Here is a 17,191-nt window from a genome sequence, read left to right as displayed (position 1 = left end):
TACCTCAACAACTTTTGTGACACATAGGGTCAACCCATGACTATTTTATTGCTTTAAGTCACAAACAAAGGCATCCCTTAACTCAGAGAGCAAACAGCTCCGCCGGCAGCTTCATCAGACAATCGCTCCCCGCCTCAACAGCGGCCCGATGGGCGGCTGTGCGCGGTAGCAAACGCTTGAAGTAGAACTCACAGGTCGCCAGTTTGCCTCGACAGAAATCCGCCTCCCCATTACCGCTGTCAAGTTGCGACTGGGCCACCCATGCCATGCGCAACCACAGGTAGGCCAGGATGATGTAACCGCTGTACATCAAATAATCCACCGAAGCGGCACCCACTTCATCCGGATTTTTCATGGCGGCCATGCCGACCCCGGTCGTCAGTTCGCCCCATTGCTGGTTGAGGTCGTTGAGTTGGCCGACGTACGCCTTGAGCTGCGGATGTTCGGCATTCGCAGCGCAGAATGTGTGGACGATTTTGGTGAACCCACGTAGCAACTTGCCCTGGCTGCCCAGCACTTTGCGCCCCAGCAGGTCCAACGCCTGGATCCCGTTGGTACCCTCGTAGATCGGCGCGATACGGCAATCGCGCACCAGCTGCTCCATGCCCCACTCGCGAATGAAACCGTGGCCGCCAAACACTTGCATGCCGTGGTTGGTCACCTCAAGCCCGGTGTCCGTCATGAAGGCCTTGCAGATTGGCGTAAGGAACGCCAACAGATCCTCAGCCTCCTGGCGGGCGGTTTCGTCAGCGCTCAGGTGCGCAGTATCGAGCAGTTGCGCGGTGAAATAGGTCAACGCCCGGTTGCCTTCGTTGAAGGCTTTCATGGTCAGCAACATCCTGCGCACATCAGGATGGACGATGATCGGGTCGGCGGCTTTGTCTGGCGCTTTGGGGCCGGTCAGTGCGCGCATCTGCAAACGGTCGTTGGCGTATTTGATCGCGCCCTGAAAGCTCGCCTCCCCCAGGCACAGGCCCTGCATGCCGGTGCCAAGCCGGGCATGGTTCATCATGGTGAACATGCAGTTCAGGCCCTTGTTGGCCTCGCCAATCAGAAATCCCTTGGCTCCCTCGAAATTCAGCACGCAGGTGGCTGAAGCCTTGATGCCCATCTTGTGCTCGATCGAGCCGCAGGAAACGCCATTGCGCTCCCCCGCCCCGCCAGTGGCGTCGGGCAGATATTTGGGCACGATGAACAACGAGATGCCCTTGGTCCCGGCGGGAGCATCCGGCAACTTGGCAAGTACCAGGTGGATGATATTAGCGCTCATGTCGTGCTCGCCGGCACTGATGAATATCTTGCTGCCACTGATCCCATAGCTGCCGTCGGCCTGAGGCACGGCGCGGGTCTTGATGATGCCCAGGTCGGTGCCGCAATGGGCTTCGGTGAGGCACATGGTGCCGGTCCACTCACCGGCGGTGAGCTTGCTGAGGTAGGTCTGTTTCTGCTCTTCGGTGCCGTGGGCATGAATGGCCGACATAGCCCCGTGAGTCAGGCCCGGGTACATGCCCCAGGACGTGTTGCTGGAGCCGATCATTTCGCTGATGACCAGGCCCAGGGAACTGGGCAGGCCCTGGCCACCATACGTCGGGTCGGCCGCCAGCCCGTGCCAGCCACCCTCTACGTATTGTGCGAAAGCCTGCTTGAAGCCTGTAGGCGTGGTGACTACGCCGTTGTCGAAATGGCAGCCTTCTTCGTCGCCGGAACGATTGAGCGGCGCCAGTACATTTTCACAGAACTTGGCGCCTTCCTCGAGGATCGCGCTGACCATGTCCGGGCTCGCATCGCTGGCCCCCAGCGCGGCATAACGGCCATGGAAATCAAACACGTGGTCGATCAGAAAGCGCATGTCGCGCAGGGGGGCTTTGTACTCGGGCATGGTGGTTTTCTCCGGTAACAGGTCGTTCAAACCTACTGCCGGCTACCGGGCCCCACAATCACAGTCCAGACGCTGAATGCGCCGTCATCACTCAACCCGAGGCGGCCTCGGTGCGCACCGCGCCGCGTCGGTTCTGCCCAAAGGCAATCACACAGTTACGCCCCGCGCCCTTGGCGTTGTAGAGGGCCTGATCGGCGGATTTGAGCACCTCTTCGGGCGTGCGTTGCTCGATGCGTTCGGCCACGCCGATGCTGACCGTCACCGACACACTGGACGTGCCAGCGCCGGAGCGGCGTTGGCGGCCTTGCTGATCACTCTGGGGGCGACTGTCGGGATTACGCAGCTGAATGTTGTACGTCGCGATGGACTCGCGGATAACTTCCAGATGGGGCATGCACTCATCGATGGTTTTGCCCGCAAACACCAGTGCAAATTCCTCACCACCATAGCGATACGCCTTACCGCCACCGCCAATTTTCGACAGTTTGCTGGCCACCAGGCGCAACACCTGGTCGCCCACGTCGTGGCCGTAGGTGTCATTGAATTTCTTGAAGTGGTCCACGTCGCACATTGCCAACACATAATTGCGGCCCAGGCGCTGCATGCGTTCATTCAGCGCCCGACGTCCCGGCAGACCGGTCAGTTCGTCACGGAATGCCATTTGATAGGCCTCGTGGGCGACCGCCGCAGCGATCATCAACATCACCTGGCTGCACATGATGTTCAGGGTGAACGGCAGGATGAAAGTCTTCGGTAGCATCCAGAACAAGCCCAGCAATCCCACCCATTGCGCAGCGTGCAACGGTCGGGGGTTGCGCCAGTATTGCCAGGTCAACAGCAGGAACGCGGCGATGAACACCGGGTAGGACAACTGGATCAGGCTCATCCAGGCGCCGTGTAACGCTGGCCAGCGGATCTCCGAAAGCCACAACAGCATGGCCTGGGGAAAACTCTGCTCCAAGGCCAGTGACACGCCGCCAAAGACCGCCAGCACCGCGAAACGCGCCAGCATGTCCTGGAACAAATGGGTGCGCTCCTGCCATGCCGCAAACAGGCCAAACAGCAGCGGCAACAACAGGCAGACGAGGTGAAACACCACTGCTGCATCTTCGCGCACCTTGCCGTTATCGCGGTAAAAATCAGTCTGGGCGTCCAGCAGGAAGTAGGCGATGTACACCGTGACCATCAGAAACAGCTCACGTTGACGTCGGTATACGGCGCAATACGCACCGCCCAACAGCAACACCAACGTAGGAAGAACGTTGAACAGGGACGTGAAAAAGACGTTGAGATCCTTGACGTAGGCAGCCGCAAGCCCCGCCAGTAATAGCAACAGTGACGGTAGGAAATGGCTGAAACGTACAGCGGATGAACGCAGCAAAGGTGAAGCTCCAACCCGTCCGACCAAAGATGGCATTGTGCCTGCCATTAGGGCAATAAGGCATGGGAGATGTGACAGATGTCACACTGCCATCCCTGTAACGGCAGGCGGGGATGTTTTCTTAGGGTTCTGTTGGAGGAAAGTTGTTTGGCGATTGCCATCGATCCCACAGGGGGATTTGGGGCCAGGCATAAAAAAGCCGCTGCTTGCGAAGAAGCAGCGGCTTTGTGGAAGAACCGCGTAGGGTTTAGTAACCCAGCGCGAAGTCTTCTTCTTTCATGTCCATCAGGTTGTTGGCGCCCGACAACATGGTTGCCACGTGAGTGCGAGTACGTGGCAGGATGCGCTGGAAGTAGAAGCGCGCGGTCTGCAGCTTGGCGGTGTAGAAGGCTTCTTCGGTGGTGCCGGCAGCAATTTTTTCCGCCGCCAGGCGCGCCATGTCGGCCCAGAAGTAGGCCAGGCAAGCGTAACCGGAGTACATCAGGTAGTCCACCGAGGCCGCGCCGACTTCTTCGCGGTCTTTCATGGCAGCCATACCGACTTTCATGGTCAGCTCGCCCCATTCCTTGTTCAGCGCAGCCAACGGCTCGACGAACTCTTTGAGCGCGTCGTTGCCTTCGTTGCCCTGGCAGAACTTGTGGACGATCTTGGTGAAGCCCTTGAGCGCTTCGCCCTGGGTCATCAGCACTTTGCGGCCCAGCAGGTCGAGGGCCTGAATGCCGGTGGTGCCTTCGTACAGCATCGAGATACGGCTGTCGCGAACGTTCTGCTCCATGCCCCACTCGGCGATGAAACCGTGGCCGCCGTAGATCTGCACACCGTGGTTGGCCGATTCGAAGCCGACTTCGGTCATGAACGCCTTGGCGATCGGCGTCATGAACGCCAGCAGCGCATCGGCTTTTTTCTTCTCTTCCTCGTCCACACCGTACTTGACGATGTCCACTTGCTTGGCGGTGAAGTAAACCATCGCCCGGTTACCTTCGGCGAAAGCCTTCATGGTCAGCAGCATGCGACGCACATCGGGGTGCACGATGATCGGGTCAGCGGCTTTGTCCGGTGCTTTTGGGCCGGTCAGGGAACGCATTTGCAGGCGGTCACGAGCGTATTTCAGGCCGCCCTGGAAGCCGATCTCGGCATGCGCCAGACCTTGCAGCGCGGTACCCAGGCGAGCGGTGTTCATGAAGGTGAACATGCAGTTCAGGCCTTTGTTCGCCGGGCCGATCAGGAAACCGGTGGCCGCGTCGAAGTTCATCACGCAAGTGGCGTTACCGTGGATACCCATTTTGTGTTCCAGGGAACCGCAGGTCACCGCGTTGCGCTGGCCGATGGAGCCGTCGGCGTCAGGCAGGAATTTTGGAACGATGAACAGCGAAATGCCCTTGGTGCCGGCCGGTGCATCCGGCAGGCGCGCCAGAACGATGTGGACGATGTTGTCGGCCATGTCGTGTTCGCCGGCGGAAATGAAGATCTTGGTGCCGCTAACCTTGTAGGAACCGTCGGCCTGAGGCTCGGCCTTGGTGCGCAACATGCCCAGGTCAGTGCCGCAGTGCGGTTCGGTCAGGCACATGGTGCCGGTCCATTCGCCGGAAACCAGCTTGGTCAGGTAAGCCTCTTGCTGCTCCGGCGTACCGTGTTCGGAAATAGTGTTCATCGCACCATGGGACAGGCCCGGGTACATGCCCCACGACCAGTTGGCTTCGCCGACCATCTCGCTGACCGCCAGGCCCAGGGACTCCGGCAGGCCTTGACCGCCATGCGCCACGTCGTGCGCCAGGCTTGGCCAGCCGCCTTCGACGAATTGCTTGTAGGCTTCCTTGAAACCGGTCGGGGTTTTCACGCCGGACTCGCTCCAGGAGCAACCTTCGATGTCGCCCACACGGTTCAGCGGAGCCAGCACCTGCTCACAAAACTTGGCGCCTTCTTCGAGAATGGCGTCAACCATGTCTGGAGTTGCGTCCTGGCAAGCCGGAAGGCTCTGATAATGCGCTTCATAGCCAAGCAGTTCGTCACGAACGAAGCGAATATCACGCAAGGGGGCCTTGTAGTCAGGCATAGCGATAAACCTCTGCTGATGTAACCGGGAATGAACGACCGCGTGGATTTGTTGTAGCGGTCAAACAGTTGTTTGAAACATACGTTTACGCCCAAATCTTGTCAAGCGCCGATCTTTTGCCGTTCGTCATCGTCTCGCAAAACCATCGGACACACGCACCCCATCGCTGCAAAAACATCCACAGCGTGCATAGAAAAAGATTAGTTGAGCAAGAAGGAGTTAGAGACGAAAACGCCGCGAATAATCGCGGCGCTTACGTAAATCTGGAGTACAGGATCAGGCGAAGGTATCGATCAACGTACCGAGCATTTCGTCGGACGCCTTGGCCACGTTCGCGCCCAATTGCACCTGAAACTTGCCCTCGGACATTTCGATCACGTTACTGGCCAGGTCCGATTGCTGGCTGCGATCCACCGAGCGCAGGCGATCGACCTGGACATCAGAGGACTGGCTGGTGAGCGAACGCTCGATTGTGTTGTTGGCGATCTGGCCAGACGCCTGATCGACACGGCTCTGCCCTGTCTGAATAGTGCTCAGACCGGCATAGAACGCGGTGTTTCCTGAGATTTCCATGGCAGAACTCGTCTTCTTGAAGGGTCGACAAAAGCCATTGAATCAGAAGACCTGGGAAAAGGCCCGACAAAAACACTAATGGCACAGTGCCTCGTCATAGTGAAAACCTTCGCCGGCACTATTAATCCAGCAAATCCAGGTGCAGATGCTTGGCCACTATTTCGGCCGTCACGCCTTTGATTCTCGGCACACGCCCCAGGTATGGCGCCGGGAGGCGTTCGGCGAGGGTCGCCAGGTTTTCTTCCAGGCGCGACATTTTGGGGTCGATGATGTTCGCCACCCAACCGGCCAGTGGCAGGCCATCCCGGGCGATGGCTTCGGCGGTTAACAGCGCATGGCTGATGCAGCCCAGGCGCACGCCCACCACCAGGATCACCGGTAGGCCCAGCGCCATCGCCAGGTCCGAAAGATTGTCCTGATCAGCCAGCGGCACACGCCAGCCACCCGCGCCTTCGATCAGGGTAAAATCGGCCTTCAGGGCCAGTATCTCACGCATCGGCCCCAGCAACGATTGCACCGTCAGCGCCACACCGGCCTCCCGAGCAGCCAAGTGAGGCGCGATTGCCGGCTCGAACGCCACCGGGTTGACCTGTGCATAATCAAGCGGCACCGAGCATTCGGCCAGCAGCGCCAGGGCATCGGCATTGCGCAGGCCCTTGGGCGTCACCTCGCAACCAGAGGCCACGGGCTTGCCGGCGGCGGTGCTCATGCCGGCCTGTCGCGCCGCGTGCAGCAGGCCGGCCGCCACAGTGGTCTTGCCCACATCGGTGTCCGTGCCGGTGATGAAATAAGCCTGAGTCATAACGGTTTCTCCAACACGCCGTAGACCACTTGGTAAGTCGCGGGCAGCCCCTGCGCCTGACGAAACTGCTCGTAGGCGTCAATCAGCGCCAGGATCCTCGCCCTGCCCGTCAACCCACCGGGCCGACCGGGGTTCAGATTGTGGGCGCCCAGGGCTTTCAATTCGTGGGTCAGGCCGCGCACGTCGGAGTAATGCAACACATGGGCGCGGTTTTCAAGGCTGACGACGTTCAGCCCACTGGCCGCGCACAGTTGTTGATACGTCTCGAACGCCCGGAAACGGTTGACGTGCACCAGGCCATCCACCTGACACCAGCTGTCTCGCAATTCGTACAGAGTGCCGACACAAAGGCTGGTAAAGGCAAACACCCCGCCTGGCTTCAATGCGCGATGGGCCTCACTTAACACCGAAGCAAAGTCCGCGCACCACTGCACCGCCAGGCTGGAGAATATCAGGTCGCAGCTCGACGCCTGCAAGGGCAGGCGCTCTGCATCACCGGCGATAAAATGCGCAGCCCCGCCCTGGGGACGCGCATGGTTGAGCATGCCTTCAGCGATATCCAACGCCAGGCCGCTCCCTTCGCCGAAGCGCGCGCCCAGCGCCCGGGTGAAATAACCGGTGCCGCAGCCCAGGTCCATCCAGCGTCCCGGAACGTGCGAAGCAGGTAACCGCTCCAGCAATTGATGGCCCACGTCACGCTGCAGTTCGGCCACGCTGTCATAGCTGGTTGCCGCCCGGGAAAACGAGGCCGCCACCTGGCGCTTGCCGGGCAAGGCTCCGGGCAATGGAGGAAGAGACAAATCAGTCATCACCGGACTCATGCAAAAAAGCCTGGATCGCCCCGGCTACACCGTGGGGGTCTTCCAGAAGGAATCCGTGGCCAGCCTGTTCGATCAGGCCGATTTCGACATCCGGCAGCAACGCCAGCAACTCACCCGCCGCCTCGGCCGGCACCAAGGCGTCGAGCCCGGCAAACAGATGCAGTTGTGGGCCACGGAACTTCTGCAACGCGGCGCGGGTGTCCAGTTGCGCCAGCAGCTCGAGCCCGGCCATCAACACCTCGGGCGAAGTGCCCGGCGCACCGGCCAGCAGCAACCGCGACAAGCCGCGCGGATCGCTGCAACCATGGGCGCACAACAGACTGAAGCGTTTGAGGGTTTGGCGTGGATCGGCAGCGCACCCGACGAGAAACCCATCGAAGGTTTCGCCGGCCATCGCACTCGGCCATTGCGCATGGCTCACGAACGACGGATTGCTCGCCAGGGTCAGCAAGCCGCAGCAGCGCTCGCCCCGACGTGCTGCCAGCTCCGAAGCCAGCATGCCGCCCAGGGACCAGCCGCCCAGCCAGGCATCCTGGGGCACGGAGGCGTCCAATTCATCGAGCCACTCGTTGACATCGTTCGATGCCAGTGCCGGCAACGGCTCGATTTCCACCCGCAAATGTTCGTCGAGCCCTTGCAGCGCCGCCGCCAACGGCTCCAGCGGTGAAATGCCCAAACCCCAACCGGGTAACAGTATCAGTCGATCACGCATGGCTTGGCTCCGGTTCCAATTGTGCAAAACACTCGGCCAGCGCATTCAACAGCCGTTGCACCTGGGCTTCGCTGTGGGCGGCGGTCAGGGTCACGCGCAATCGAGCGCTGCCGGTCGGCACGGTGGGCGGCCGGATCGCGGTGACCATCAGCCCCCGCTCGCGCAACATCTGCGACAACCGCATCGCCCGCCCCGCATCGCCGATCAAGATCGGCTGGATCGGAGTGAAGCTGTCCATCAATTGCAGGCCGATCTGCTCGGCGCCGTGGCGGAACTGGCGGATCAGCACCTGCAAATGCTCGCGCCGCCAATGCTCGCTGCGCAGCAGCTCAAGGCTCTTGAGGGTGGCGCAGGCCAGGGCCGGTGGCTGGCTGGTGGTGTAGATGTAAGGCCGAGCGAACTGGATCAGGCTCTCGATCAGCTCTTCGCTGCCGGCGACAAAAGCCCCGGCGGTACCGAAGGCCTTGCCTAGGGTGCCGACCAGCACCGGCACGTCCTCCTGGCTCAGACCGAAGTGTTCGACGATACCTCCGCCATTGGCGCCCAACGGACCGAAGCCATGGGCATCATCAACCATCAGCCAGGCACCTTTGGCCTTGGCTTCACGGGCCAGGGCCGGCAGGTCGGCGATGTCGCCGTCCATGCTAAATACGCCATCGGTGACCACCAGGGTATTGCCGGTGGCTTTTTCCAGGCGCGTGGCCAGGCTCTGGGCATCGTTGTGCAGGTAACGGTTGAAGCGCGCACCGGACAACAGCCCGGCGTCGAGCAACGAGGCGTGGTTGAGCCGGTCTTCCAGCACCGTGTCGCCCTGCCCTACCAGGGCCGTGACGGCGCCGAGATTGGCCATGTAGCCGGTGGTGAACAGCAACGCTCGTGGACGGCCGGTCAGGTCGGCCAAGGCTTCTTCCAGGGCGTGATGAGGACCGCTGTGACCGATCACCAAGTGGGAACCGCCGCCACCGACGCCCCAACGGGTTGCCCCGGCGCGCCAGGCTTCGATCACTTGCGGGTGATTGGCCAGGCCCAGGTAATCGTTATTGCAGAACGCCAGCAACGGCTGGCCGTCCACCACCACTTCCGGCCCTTGGGGGCTTTCGAGCAGCGGCCGCTGGCGATAGAGGTTTTCGGCACGACGGGCAGCCAGGCGTGCGGCGAGATCGAAGGGCATGCAGGCCTCGGGATGAACCGCTATTTAAAAGCTGGAAGAAACTCCTGTGGGAGCGAGCCTGCTCGCGATGAGGCCATGACATTCAACCTCTCAGTTGGCTGCTATATTGCCATCGCGAGCAGGCTCGCTCCCACAGTGTCTTGCATTCCAGTCAGAGAAATCGGTGAGTGATCAAACAGCGGCGTTGTAGAACTGCTCGCTGCTCTTCTGCTCCACCAAGGCCTGTTCAATAGCCGCCTGATGCACTTCGTCGGCATGTTCTTCTCGGGCTTCGGGCTGGATACCCAGGCGGGCGAACAGCTGCATGTCCTTGTCGGCTTGCGGGTTAGCGGTGGTCAGCAGTTTGTCGCCGTAGAAAATCGAGTTCGCGCCGGCGAAAAACGCCAGGGCCTGCATCTGTTCGTTCATGGCTTCGCGGCCGGCGGACAGGCGCACATGGGACTGGGGCATCAGGATCCGCGCCACGGCGAGCATGCGAATGAAATCGAACGGATCGACGTCTTCGGCGTTCTCCAGCGGCGTGCCAGCGACTTTTACCAGCATGTTGATCGGCACCGATTCCGGATGCTCCGGCAGGTTCGCCAGTTGGATCAACAGATTGGCGCGGTCGTCCAGGGATTCGCCCATGCCCAGGATGCCACCGGAGCAGATTTTCATCCCCGAATCACGCACGTAGGCCAGGGTTTGCAGGCGCTCGCTGTAGGTGCGGGTGGTGATGATGCTGCCGTAAAACTCCGGCGAGGTGTCGAGGTTGTGGTTGTAGTAGTCCAGGCCGGCCTTGGCCAGCGCTTCGGTCTGGTCCTGGTCGAGGCGCCCCAGGGTCATGCAGGTTTCCAGGCCCATGGCTTTCACACCTTTGACCATCTCCAGCACATAAGGCATGTCCTTGGCCGACGGATGCTTCCACGCCGCGCCCATGCAAAAACGGGTCGAACCGATGGCCTTGGCCCGCGCGGCTTCTTCGAGGACCTTTTGCACTTCCAGCAATTTTTCTTTTTCCAGCCCGGTGTTGTAGTGGCCGGACTGCGGACAATATTTGCAATCTTCTGGGCAGGCGCCGGTTTTGATCGACAGCAGCGTGGAAACCTGGACGCGGTTGGCGTCGAAGTGCGCGCGGTGCACGGTCTGCGCCTGGAACAGCAGGTCATTGAATGGCTGGACGAAGAGAGCTTTGACTTCGGCCAAAGACCAGTCATGACGCAGGTTGGCAGTGGTGCTGGCGCTCATGGGCATTTCCTTGATTATGCTTGGCTGGCACCTGGGGTACGCAATACCCACAGGCGCGACACGGATGTTCGGCATATTTAAGGAAGAGCCATGCGCTGTCAACCACGATACGAAAGACCGGTTTACATCTGGTTAAAAAACAAACAATTCTGCTTGCTGTGCGGCGAAGCCACCGATACGGCCCAGCCCATCTGCACACCTTGTGAGAGCGAGTTGCCCTGGCTTGGCGATCAATGCAGCGTCTGCGCCCTGCCGCTGCCAATGGCCGGGCTGCGTTGCGGCCAATGCGCCACGCGGCCGCCGGCCTTCGAGCGGGTGCTGGCGCCTTGGGCCTATGATTTTCCGCTGGACAGCCTGATCACCCGTTTCAAGCATCAGGCCAAATGGCCGCTTGGTCGGCTGATGGGCGAACTGCTGGCGCAGTCGCTGCAACATCATTTCAACGAAGGACTAGAGCGGCCCGACGCGCTGGTGCCGGTGCCATTGGCGACCAGGCGCTTGCGCCAGCGCGGGTTCAATCAGGCAACCCTGCTCGCCCGCTGGCTCAGCGGTCCATTAGAGATCCCCTGCGAAGAAAACCTGCTGCTGCGTATCCAGGACACCCCCGCCCAACAGGCACTCGATGCCAGGGCCCGACACCGCAACCTACGCCAGGCTTTTGCCGTGACGCCCAATGCCCTGCTGCGCAACCGTCACCTGGCGCTGGTGGACGATGTGCTCACCACCGGCGCCACCGCCCAGGCGCTGGCCCGCCTGCTGCTCGATGCCGGCGCCGCACGCGTCGACGTGTATTGCCTGGCCCGTACGCCGAAACCCGGTGAGCCCGCTTGACGCGCCGCGCCCAAGGCGCCAACGTCGGCCCATCAACCATTGCGCGCAGTTTTCTGTCATGTCATTGCCCACGCTTCTGACCCAGCACATCGTTAGGCGCCCACAACGTATCGCCCTGTTGCAGCACATCGCCGAACAGGGCTCGATCACCCGCGCCGCCAAGAGCGCGGGCCTGAGCTACAAGGCGGCGTGGGATGCCATCGACGAGTTGAACAACCTGGCGGACCAGCCGCTGGTGGAGCGCAGCGTCGGTGGCAAGGGCGGTGGCGGCGCCAAACTGTCGGACGAAGGGCAACGCGTGCTGCACCTGTATCAGCGCCTGCAAGCCTTGCAGGCGCAGTTGCTGGAAGCGAGCGAAGACGCCGGGGACCTGAGCCTGCTGAGTCGCCTGATGCTGCGCACCAGCGCCCGCAATCAATTGCATGGCAAGGTCGTGGGCATCGAGGCTCAGGGGCATAACGACCGGGTGCGCCTGGAACTGGCCCGCGGCCTGGTCATCGAAGCGCAGATCACCCACGACAGCACGGTGCGCCTGGAACTGGACGTCGGCACCGAAGTGGTTGCCCTGATCAAGGCCGGCTGGCTGGAGTTGCACCCTGTCGAGCAACCGGAAAAATCGGGAAACAATGTTTTGCGAGGCGTGATCGAACATGTCGCCGCCGCCGAAAACGGCCCCAGCGAAGTGCGCATCACCCTGCCCAACGGCCAGACGCTGTGTGCCCTGGCCGACCCGCTTCAACTGCGCGAGCGAAACCTGGACGCCGGCTCCCCGGTGCAAGTGGAGTTCTCGGCGACAAATGTGCTGCTCGGCACTCCGCTGTAGGGCGCTGCAACAATAGCTTCATCGCCCGGCTTTATGGTGGCAGCCAAAACCAGCAGGAAGCCTGAAATGAGCCTATTAGAAGAAAACCAATCCACCGACCTGGAAAAAATCGTTGGCCTGAGCCGTCGCGGCTTTATCAGCGCCGGTGCCCTGTGTGGCGCGGCAATGTTCCTGGGCGGCAACCTGCTGAGTCGCAGCGCCCTGGCCGCCGCCGTGAGCGAAGGCAACAGCCAAATGCTGAACTTCGACAGCATTGCTGCCGACACGACCGACACCCTCACGTTGCCGCCGGGCTACAAATCCTCGGTACTGATCAGTTGGGGCCAGCCGCTGCAGAAGAACGCACCGGCGTTCGACCCAAGTGGCAACGGCACCGCCCACGCACAGGAAGTGCAGTTCGGTGACAACAACGACGGCATGAGCCTGTTCCCGTTCCCTGGCGACAACGACCGGGCGCTGATGGCGATCAACAACGAATACACCAACTACCGCTACCTCTTCCCCCACGGCGGCCAGCCGCAGTCGGCCGAAGAAGTGCACAAGGCCCAGGCCAGCGAAGGCGTGTCGGTGATTGAGGTTCGGCGTAGTGGCGGCCAATGGCAATTCGTCCAGGATTCGCGCTACAACCGCAGGATCCACGGCAACACGCCCATTCACTTCAGTGGCCCGGCAGCCGGTCACGACCTGCTGAAAACCAGCGCTGACAAGAGCGGCAAGAAAGTGCTGGGCACGTTCCAGAACTGCGCCAACGGCATGACGCCGTGGGGCACTTACCTGACCTGCGAAGAAAACTTCACCGACTGCTTCGGCAGCAGTAAAGCCGATTTGCAGTTCGATAAGGCGCAGAAGCGTTACGGCGCCACCGTCACCAGCAGCGAGATCAACTGGCACCTGCACGACCCGCGCTTCGACCTGGCGCAGAACCCCAACGAACTCAACCGCCACGGCTGGGTGGTGGAAATTGACCCATTCGACCCAACATCCACCCCGGTGAAACGTACCGCCCTGGGCCGTTTCAAGCACGAAAACGCCGCCCTGGCACAGACCCATGACGGTCACGCCGTGGTGTACATGGGCGACGATGAGCGTGGCGAATTCATCTACAAGTTCGTCAGCCGGGACAAGATCGACCACAAAAAGCCCAAAACCAACCGCAACCTGCTGGACCATGGCACGTTGTACGTGGCGCGTTTCGATGCCGGTGACAGCAACCCGGACCATCCCAAAGGCCAGGGCCAGTGGATAGAGCTGACCCACGGCAAGAATGGCCTCGACGCCAGCAGCGGTTTCGCCGACCAGGCCCAAGTACTGATCCACGCGCGCCTGGCCGCCAGCGCCGTGGGTGCCACGCGCATGGACCGCCCGGAGTGGATCGTGGTCAGCCCCAAAGACGGCCAGGTCTATTGCACCCTGACCAACAACGCCAAGCGCGGCGAAGACGGCCAGCCGGTGGGCGGGCCAAACCCTCGGGCCAAGAACGTCTACGGGCAGATCCTGCGCTGGCGCACCGACCGCGACGATCATGCCTCCAATACCTTCGCCTGGGACTTGTTCGTGGTCGCTGGCAACCCCACGGTAAACGCCGGCACGCCAAAGGCCGGTTCGTCCAACATCAACGCACAGAACATGTTCAACAGCCCTGATGGCCTGGGCTTCGACAAGGACGGCCGGTTGTGGATCCAGACCGACGGCGACTCGAGCAACGCTGGGGACTTCGCCGGCATGGGCAACAACCAGATGCTCTGTGCCGACCCCAACAGCGGCGAGATCCGTCGCTTCATGGTCGGGCCGGTGGGTTGCGAAGTGACCGGGATCAGTTTCTCGCCGGACTACAAAGCCATGTTCGTCGGGATCCAGCACCCCGGGGAAAAAGGCGGCTCGACCTTCCCTGAGCACCTGCCCAACGGCAAACCGCGTTCGTCGGTGATGGTAATTACCCGGGAAGACGGCGGGGTCATCGGCGCCTGACACTGAGCGTTCCCACGCAAAGCGTGGGAACGATCACCGATCAATCCAGACTGCTTTGCGCTACCATGCTGGGCCGGACGCGGCAGCCCTGCCGCTGCGCAGGAGTCAGCATGTCCCATCCGTTTGAAACCCTCACGCCCGACCTTGTGCTCGATGCCGTTGAAAGCATTGGCTTTCTCAGCGACGCCCGCGTGCTGGCCCTCAACAGCTACGAGAACCGCGTCTATCAGGTTGGCATCGAAGACGCCGAGCCACTGATCGCCAAGTTCTACCGCCCTCAGCGCTGGACCAACGAAGCCATTCTCGAGGAGCACCGCTTCACCTTCGAGCTGGCCGATTGCGAGGTGCCGGTGGTGGCGCCGCTGATCCACAACGGCGCCAGCCTGCATGAACACGACGGGTTTCGTTTCACCCTGTTTCCCCGTCGCGGCGGCCGTGCACCGGAGCCGGGCAACCTCGATCAGCTCTATCGCCTGGGGCAATTGCTCGGGCGCCTGCACGCGGTCGGAGCCACCCGTCCGTTCGAACACCGTGAAGCGCTGGGTGTGAAAAACTTCGGTCATGATTCGCTGGTTACCGTACTGCAAAGCGGTTTCGTGCCCCGTAGCCTGCTTCCGGCCTACGAGTCGGTGGCCAGGGATCTGCTCAAACGAGTCGAAGAGGTCTACGCCGCCACGCCCCATCAGAACATCCGCATGCACGGCGATTGCCACCCCGGCAACATGATGTGTCGCGACGAGGTGTTCCACATCGTTGACTTGGACGACTGCCGCATGGGCCCGGCGGTGCAGGACTTGTGGATGATGCTCGCCGGTGATCGGCAGGAATGCCTGGGGCAGTTGTCGGAATTGATGGACGGCTACCGTGAGTTCCATGACTTCGACCCGCGGGAACTGGCGCTGATCGAGCCGCTGCGAGCCCTGCGCCTGATGCACTACAGCGCCTGGCTGGCACGCCGCTGGGACGACCCGGCCTTCCCCCGCAGCTTCCCGTGGTTCGGCAGCGAACGCTACTGGGGCGACCAGGTATTGGCGCTGCGCGAACAACTGGCGGCGCTCAATGAAGAGCCATTGAAGTTGTTCTGACTTGGCTTGGTTCTAACAGCCACCACGGATCCCTGCTCGCGATGACGGTGTGTCAGTCGACGTCAATGGCGAATGTGTCGTCGCATCGCGAGCAGGCTCGCTCCCACAGGGGGTACGGCGGTGAATTGTTCACAATGTTCACAGCGTAACCCGACAAATCTGCTTACAATCACTCTTTTGTTAGCTGCCTAAGCAAGGATTTTGCATGCAAGCCGCCAACCCGCGTCGCGGGTATATCCTGGGCCTGAGTGCCTACATCATCTGGGGTCTGTTCCCGCTCTATTTCAAAGCCATCGCCAGCGTGCCGTCCGTGGAAATCATCATCCACCGGGTACTCTGGTCGGCGTTGTTCGGCGCGGCGTTGCTGATGGTCTGGAAACACCCGGGCTGGTGGGCTGAATTGCGCGATAACCCACGTCGCCTGGCGATCCTGGCCCTGAGCGGGACGCTGATCGCCGCCAACTGGCTGACCTATGTCTGGGCGGTGAACAACGGCCGCATGCTCGAAGCGAGCCTGGGGTATTACATCAACCCCCTGGTGAACGTATTGCTGGGCATGTTGATTTTGGGTGAGCGGTTGCGGCGCATGCAGTGGCTAGCGGTGGGGTTGGCGGCGGTCGGCGTGGCGCAGCAGGTCTGGCAAGTGGGCAGCCTGCCGTGGGTGTCGCTGGTGCTGGCGCTGACCTTCGGTTTCTATGGGTTGATCCGCAAGCAGGCGCCGGTCAAGGCCTTGCCAGGGCTAGTGGTGGAAACCTGGATGCTGGTGCCGATCGCCATCGCCTGGTTGCTGTTCAATCCGACAGCCACCAGTGCCCAAGCGGCCTTCTGGACCACCTCCGAAGCCTGGTGGCTGGTGGCGGCCGGCCCCGTGACGTTGGTTCCGCTGGTGTGTTTCAACGCTGCGGCGCGGCACTTGCCCTACACCACGCTGGGGTTTCTGCAGTACCTCGCTCCGACGCTGGTGCTGTTGCTGGCGGTGACGATGTTCGGTGAACACCTGTCGTCCAGCACGTTAGTGGCGTTCCTGTTTATCTGGGCCGGGCTCGCGGTGTACAGCGTCGATGCCCTGATCAGCATGCGCCGCCGCAACTGATCAAAAATCACACAACCCTCCACAGGCCACGTCTGGCGTGGCCTGTGCTGATCCTTCCCAAGGTTATCCACAGCGTGATCCCCGCCATTTGTGCACAAACCCTTGAAAACTGGTGATTTTTTGATCATTCGTCGCTGATGCCCGACGGGCCTGGGCTGGCGCTGAGTCTCTACAGGTTATCCACAGGCAGGCGCAGTTTTTTCTTGGATAACCTGCATCACACCTCGTCGCTGAGTTTGAGCTCCACCATCAACTCATCGGCCAGGGTCTCGAGACACTCCTGCAACGTGTCCAGTGAAAGGGTCAAGGGCACCCCCAGGATCGCTTCAGCGTGAAACAGCAACTCGCTGCTCATCGGCGCCGGCCGAACATGGGTGACCAATCGCTCGACGTTTACGCCCTGTTCGCTCAGCAACCGGGTGATGTCGCGCACGATGCCGGGACGATCGTTGCCCACCAGTTCCATGGCAATGGGTTTCCAGGTGCAGGATTCTTCAAGGGTGTTCTCGGCGATCAACACACGGATACCGTCGGCTGACAGTCCCTGCAAGGCTTCGATCAGTTCTTCATGGGCCTCGGCCGGGGCACTGAGACGCAGGATCCCGGCAAATTGCCCACCCAGGTGCGACATGCGGCTTTCCAGCCAGTTACCGCCGTGCTCGGCGATGCACTGGGCAATGCGCTCGACCTGCCCGGGCTTGTCTGGGGCGAAAACAGTGATGACGAGGTGGTCCATGGCACAGCCCTCTTGTTGTGGAAGCAAGAGTATAGG

The 17,191-nt window shown here is 61.3% G+C and carries 15 protein-coding genes; 5 read left to right on the top strand and 10 right to left on the bottom strand.

The window, feature by feature from the left end; translation table 11 throughout:
- Positions 1-82: 82 nt before the first annotated feature.
- The 9 genes from ACA047_RS02565 to bioB all read right to left on the bottom strand — a co-directional run bounded on the left by ACA047_RS02565 (position 83) and on the right by bioB (position 10,619).
- Positions 83-1,879, bottom strand: a complete 1,797-nt coding sequence (locus ACA047_RS02565) for an acyl-CoA dehydrogenase C-terminal domain-containing protein (protein WP_497356443.1) — start codon at positions 1,877-1,879, stop codon at positions 83-85.
- A gap of 91 nt (positions 1,880-1,970) precedes the next feature.
- On the bottom strand, positions 1,971-3,260 hold the full coding sequence (locus tag ACA047_RS02560; protein WP_497356441.1) for a GGDEF domain-containing protein: 1,290 nt from the start codon (positions 3,258-3,260) through the stop codon (positions 1,971-1,973).
- Positions 3,261-3,507: 247 nt separating this feature from the next.
- Positions 3,508-5,313 (bottom strand): phenylacyl-CoA dehydrogenase, encoded by a 1,806-nt coding sequence (locus ACA047_RS02555; protein ID WP_497356439.1) that lies wholly within the window; start codon positions 5,311-5,313, stop codon positions 3,508-3,510.
- Positions 5,314-5,589: 276 nt separating this feature from the next.
- Entirely contained in the window at positions 5,590-5,886 is a 297-nt protein-coding gene (locus ACA047_RS02550) for a pyrroloquinoline quinone biosynthesis protein PqqE (RefSeq protein ID WP_497356437.1), read from the bottom strand.
- A 121-nt stretch (positions 5,887-6,007) separates the two neighbouring features.
- On the bottom strand, positions 6,008-6,688 hold the full coding sequence (gene bioD / locus ACA047_RS02545; protein WP_497356435.1) for a dethiobiotin synthase: 681 nt from the start codon (positions 6,686-6,688) through the stop codon (positions 6,008-6,010).
- Positions 6,685-7,497, bottom strand: a complete 813-nt coding sequence (gene bioC, locus ACA047_RS02540) for a malonyl-ACP O-methyltransferase BioC (RefSeq protein WP_497356433.1) — start codon at positions 7,495-7,497, stop codon at positions 6,685-6,687. The genes bioD and bioC overlap by 4 nt, the downstream gene beginning before the upstream one ends.
- Entirely contained in the window at positions 7,490-8,221 is a 732-nt protein-coding gene (locus tag ACA047_RS02535) for an alpha/beta fold hydrolase (RefSeq protein ID WP_497356431.1), read from the bottom strand. Before ACA047_RS02535 ends, bioC begins: the two co-directional genes overlap by 8 nt.
- Positions 8,214-9,392 carry an 8-amino-7-oxononanoate synthase gene (gene bioF / locus ACA047_RS02530; RefSeq protein WP_497356429.1) on the bottom strand — a complete coding sequence of 393 codons (1,179 nt, stop codon included), beginning with the start codon at positions 9,390-9,392 and terminating at the stop codon, positions 8,214-8,216. The genes ACA047_RS02535 and bioF overlap by 8 nt, the downstream gene beginning before the upstream one ends.
- 171 nt (positions 9,393-9,563) lie before the next feature.
- Complete coding sequence (gene bioB / locus ACA047_RS02525) at positions 9,564-10,619, bottom strand: biotin synthase BioB (RefSeq protein ID WP_497356427.1); 1,056 nt, start codon at positions 10,617-10,619, stop codon at positions 9,564-9,566.
- A gap of 90 nt (positions 10,620-10,709) precedes the next feature.
- Here bioB and ACA047_RS02520 point away from each other — a divergent pair, with 90 nt between their 5' ends.
- The 5 genes from ACA047_RS02520 to rarD all read left to right on the top strand — a co-directional run bounded on the left by ACA047_RS02520 (position 10,710) and on the right by rarD (position 16,419).
- On the top strand, positions 10,710-11,450 hold the full coding sequence (locus tag ACA047_RS02520; protein ID WP_497356425.1) for a double zinc ribbon domain-containing protein: 741 nt from the start codon (positions 10,710-10,712) through the stop codon (positions 11,448-11,450).
- 58 nt (positions 11,451-11,508) lie between these two features.
- A complete protein-coding gene (locus tag ACA047_RS02515; RefSeq protein ID WP_497356423.1) occupies positions 11,509-12,273 on the top strand; it encodes a TOBE domain-containing protein in 765 nt (254 codons plus the stop codon).
- Positions 12,274-12,339: 66 nt separating this feature from the next.
- Positions 12,340-14,241: a PhoX family protein gene (locus tag ACA047_RS02510; RefSeq protein WP_497356421.1), complete on the top strand. Its 1,902-nt coding sequence runs from the start codon at positions 12,340-12,342 to the stop codon at positions 14,239-14,241.
- 110 nt (positions 14,242-14,351) lie between these two features.
- Positions 14,352-15,326, top strand: a complete 975-nt coding sequence (locus tag ACA047_RS02505) for a serine/threonine protein kinase (RefSeq protein ID WP_497356419.1) — start codon at positions 14,352-14,354, stop codon at positions 15,324-15,326.
- 205 nt (positions 15,327-15,531) lie between these two features.
- Positions 15,532-16,419 carry an EamA family transporter RarD gene (gene rarD / locus ACA047_RS02500; protein ID WP_497356417.1) on the top strand — a complete coding sequence of 296 codons (888 nt, stop codon included), beginning with the start codon at positions 15,532-15,534 and terminating at the stop codon, positions 16,417-16,419.
- Between the two features lie 217 nt (positions 16,420-16,636).
- Here the strand turns inward: rarD and ACA047_RS02495 are convergent, their stop codons facing one another.
- Entirely contained in the window at positions 16,637-17,155 is a 519-nt protein-coding gene (locus ACA047_RS02495) for a glycine cleavage system transcriptional repressor (RefSeq protein WP_497356415.1), read from the bottom strand.
- Positions 17,156-17,191 lie beyond the last annotated feature (36 nt).

This window comes from Pseudomonas sp. LBUM1664 (assembly GCF_059695895.1).
This window is presented reverse-complemented; position numbering and strand designations above follow the sequence as displayed.

Bases quoted from the DNA above. Each gene is read 5' to 3' on its own strand.
- ACA047_RS02565 (WP_497356443.1), bottom strand. From the start codon at position 1,879: ATGCCCGAGTACAAAGCCCCCCTGCGCGACATGCGCTTTCTGATCGAC.
- ACA047_RS02555 (WP_497356439.1), bottom strand. From the start codon at position 5,313: ATGCCTGACTACAAGGCCCCCTTGCGTGATATTCGCTTCGTTCGTGAC.
- ACA047_RS02550 (WP_497356437.1), bottom strand. From the start codon at position 5,886: ATGGAAATCTCAGGAAACACCGCGTTCTATGCCGGTCTGAGCACTATT.
- bioD (WP_497356435.1), bottom strand. From the start codon at position 6,688: ATGACTCAGGCTTATTTCATCACCGGCACGGACACCGATGTGGGCAAG.
- bioC (WP_497356433.1), bottom strand. From the start codon at position 7,497: ATGACTGATTTGTCTCTTCCTCCATTGCCCGGAGCCTTGCCCGGCAAG.
- ACA047_RS02535 (WP_497356431.1), bottom strand. From the start codon at position 8,221: ATGCGTGATCGACTGATACTGTTACCCGGTTGGGGTTTGGGCATTTCA.
- bioF (WP_497356429.1), bottom strand. From the start codon at position 9,392: ATGCCCTTCGATCTCGCCGCACGCCTGGCTGCCCGTCGTGCCGAAAAC.
- bioB (WP_497356427.1), bottom strand. From the start codon at position 10,619: ATGAGCGCCAGCACCACTGCCAACCTGCGTCATGACTGGTCTTTGGCC.
- ACA047_RS02520 (WP_497356425.1), top strand. From the start codon at position 10,710: ATGCGCTGTCAACCACGATACGAAAGACCGGTTTACATCTGGTTAAAA.
- ACA047_RS02515 (WP_497356423.1), top strand. From the start codon at position 11,509: ATGTCATTGCCCACGCTTCTGACCCAGCACATCGTTAGGCGCCCACAA.
- ACA047_RS02510 (WP_497356421.1), top strand. From the start codon at position 12,340: ATGAGCCTATTAGAAGAAAACCAATCCACCGACCTGGAAAAAATCGTT.
- ACA047_RS02505 (WP_497356419.1), top strand. From the start codon at position 14,352: ATGTCCCATCCGTTTGAAACCCTCACGCCCGACCTTGTGCTCGATGCC.
- rarD (WP_497356417.1), top strand. From the start codon at position 15,532: ATGCAAGCCGCCAACCCGCGTCGCGGGTATATCCTGGGCCTGAGTGCC.
- ACA047_RS02495 (WP_497356415.1), bottom strand. From the start codon at position 17,155: ATGGACCACCTCGTCATCACTGTTTTCGCCCCAGACAAGCCCGGGCAG.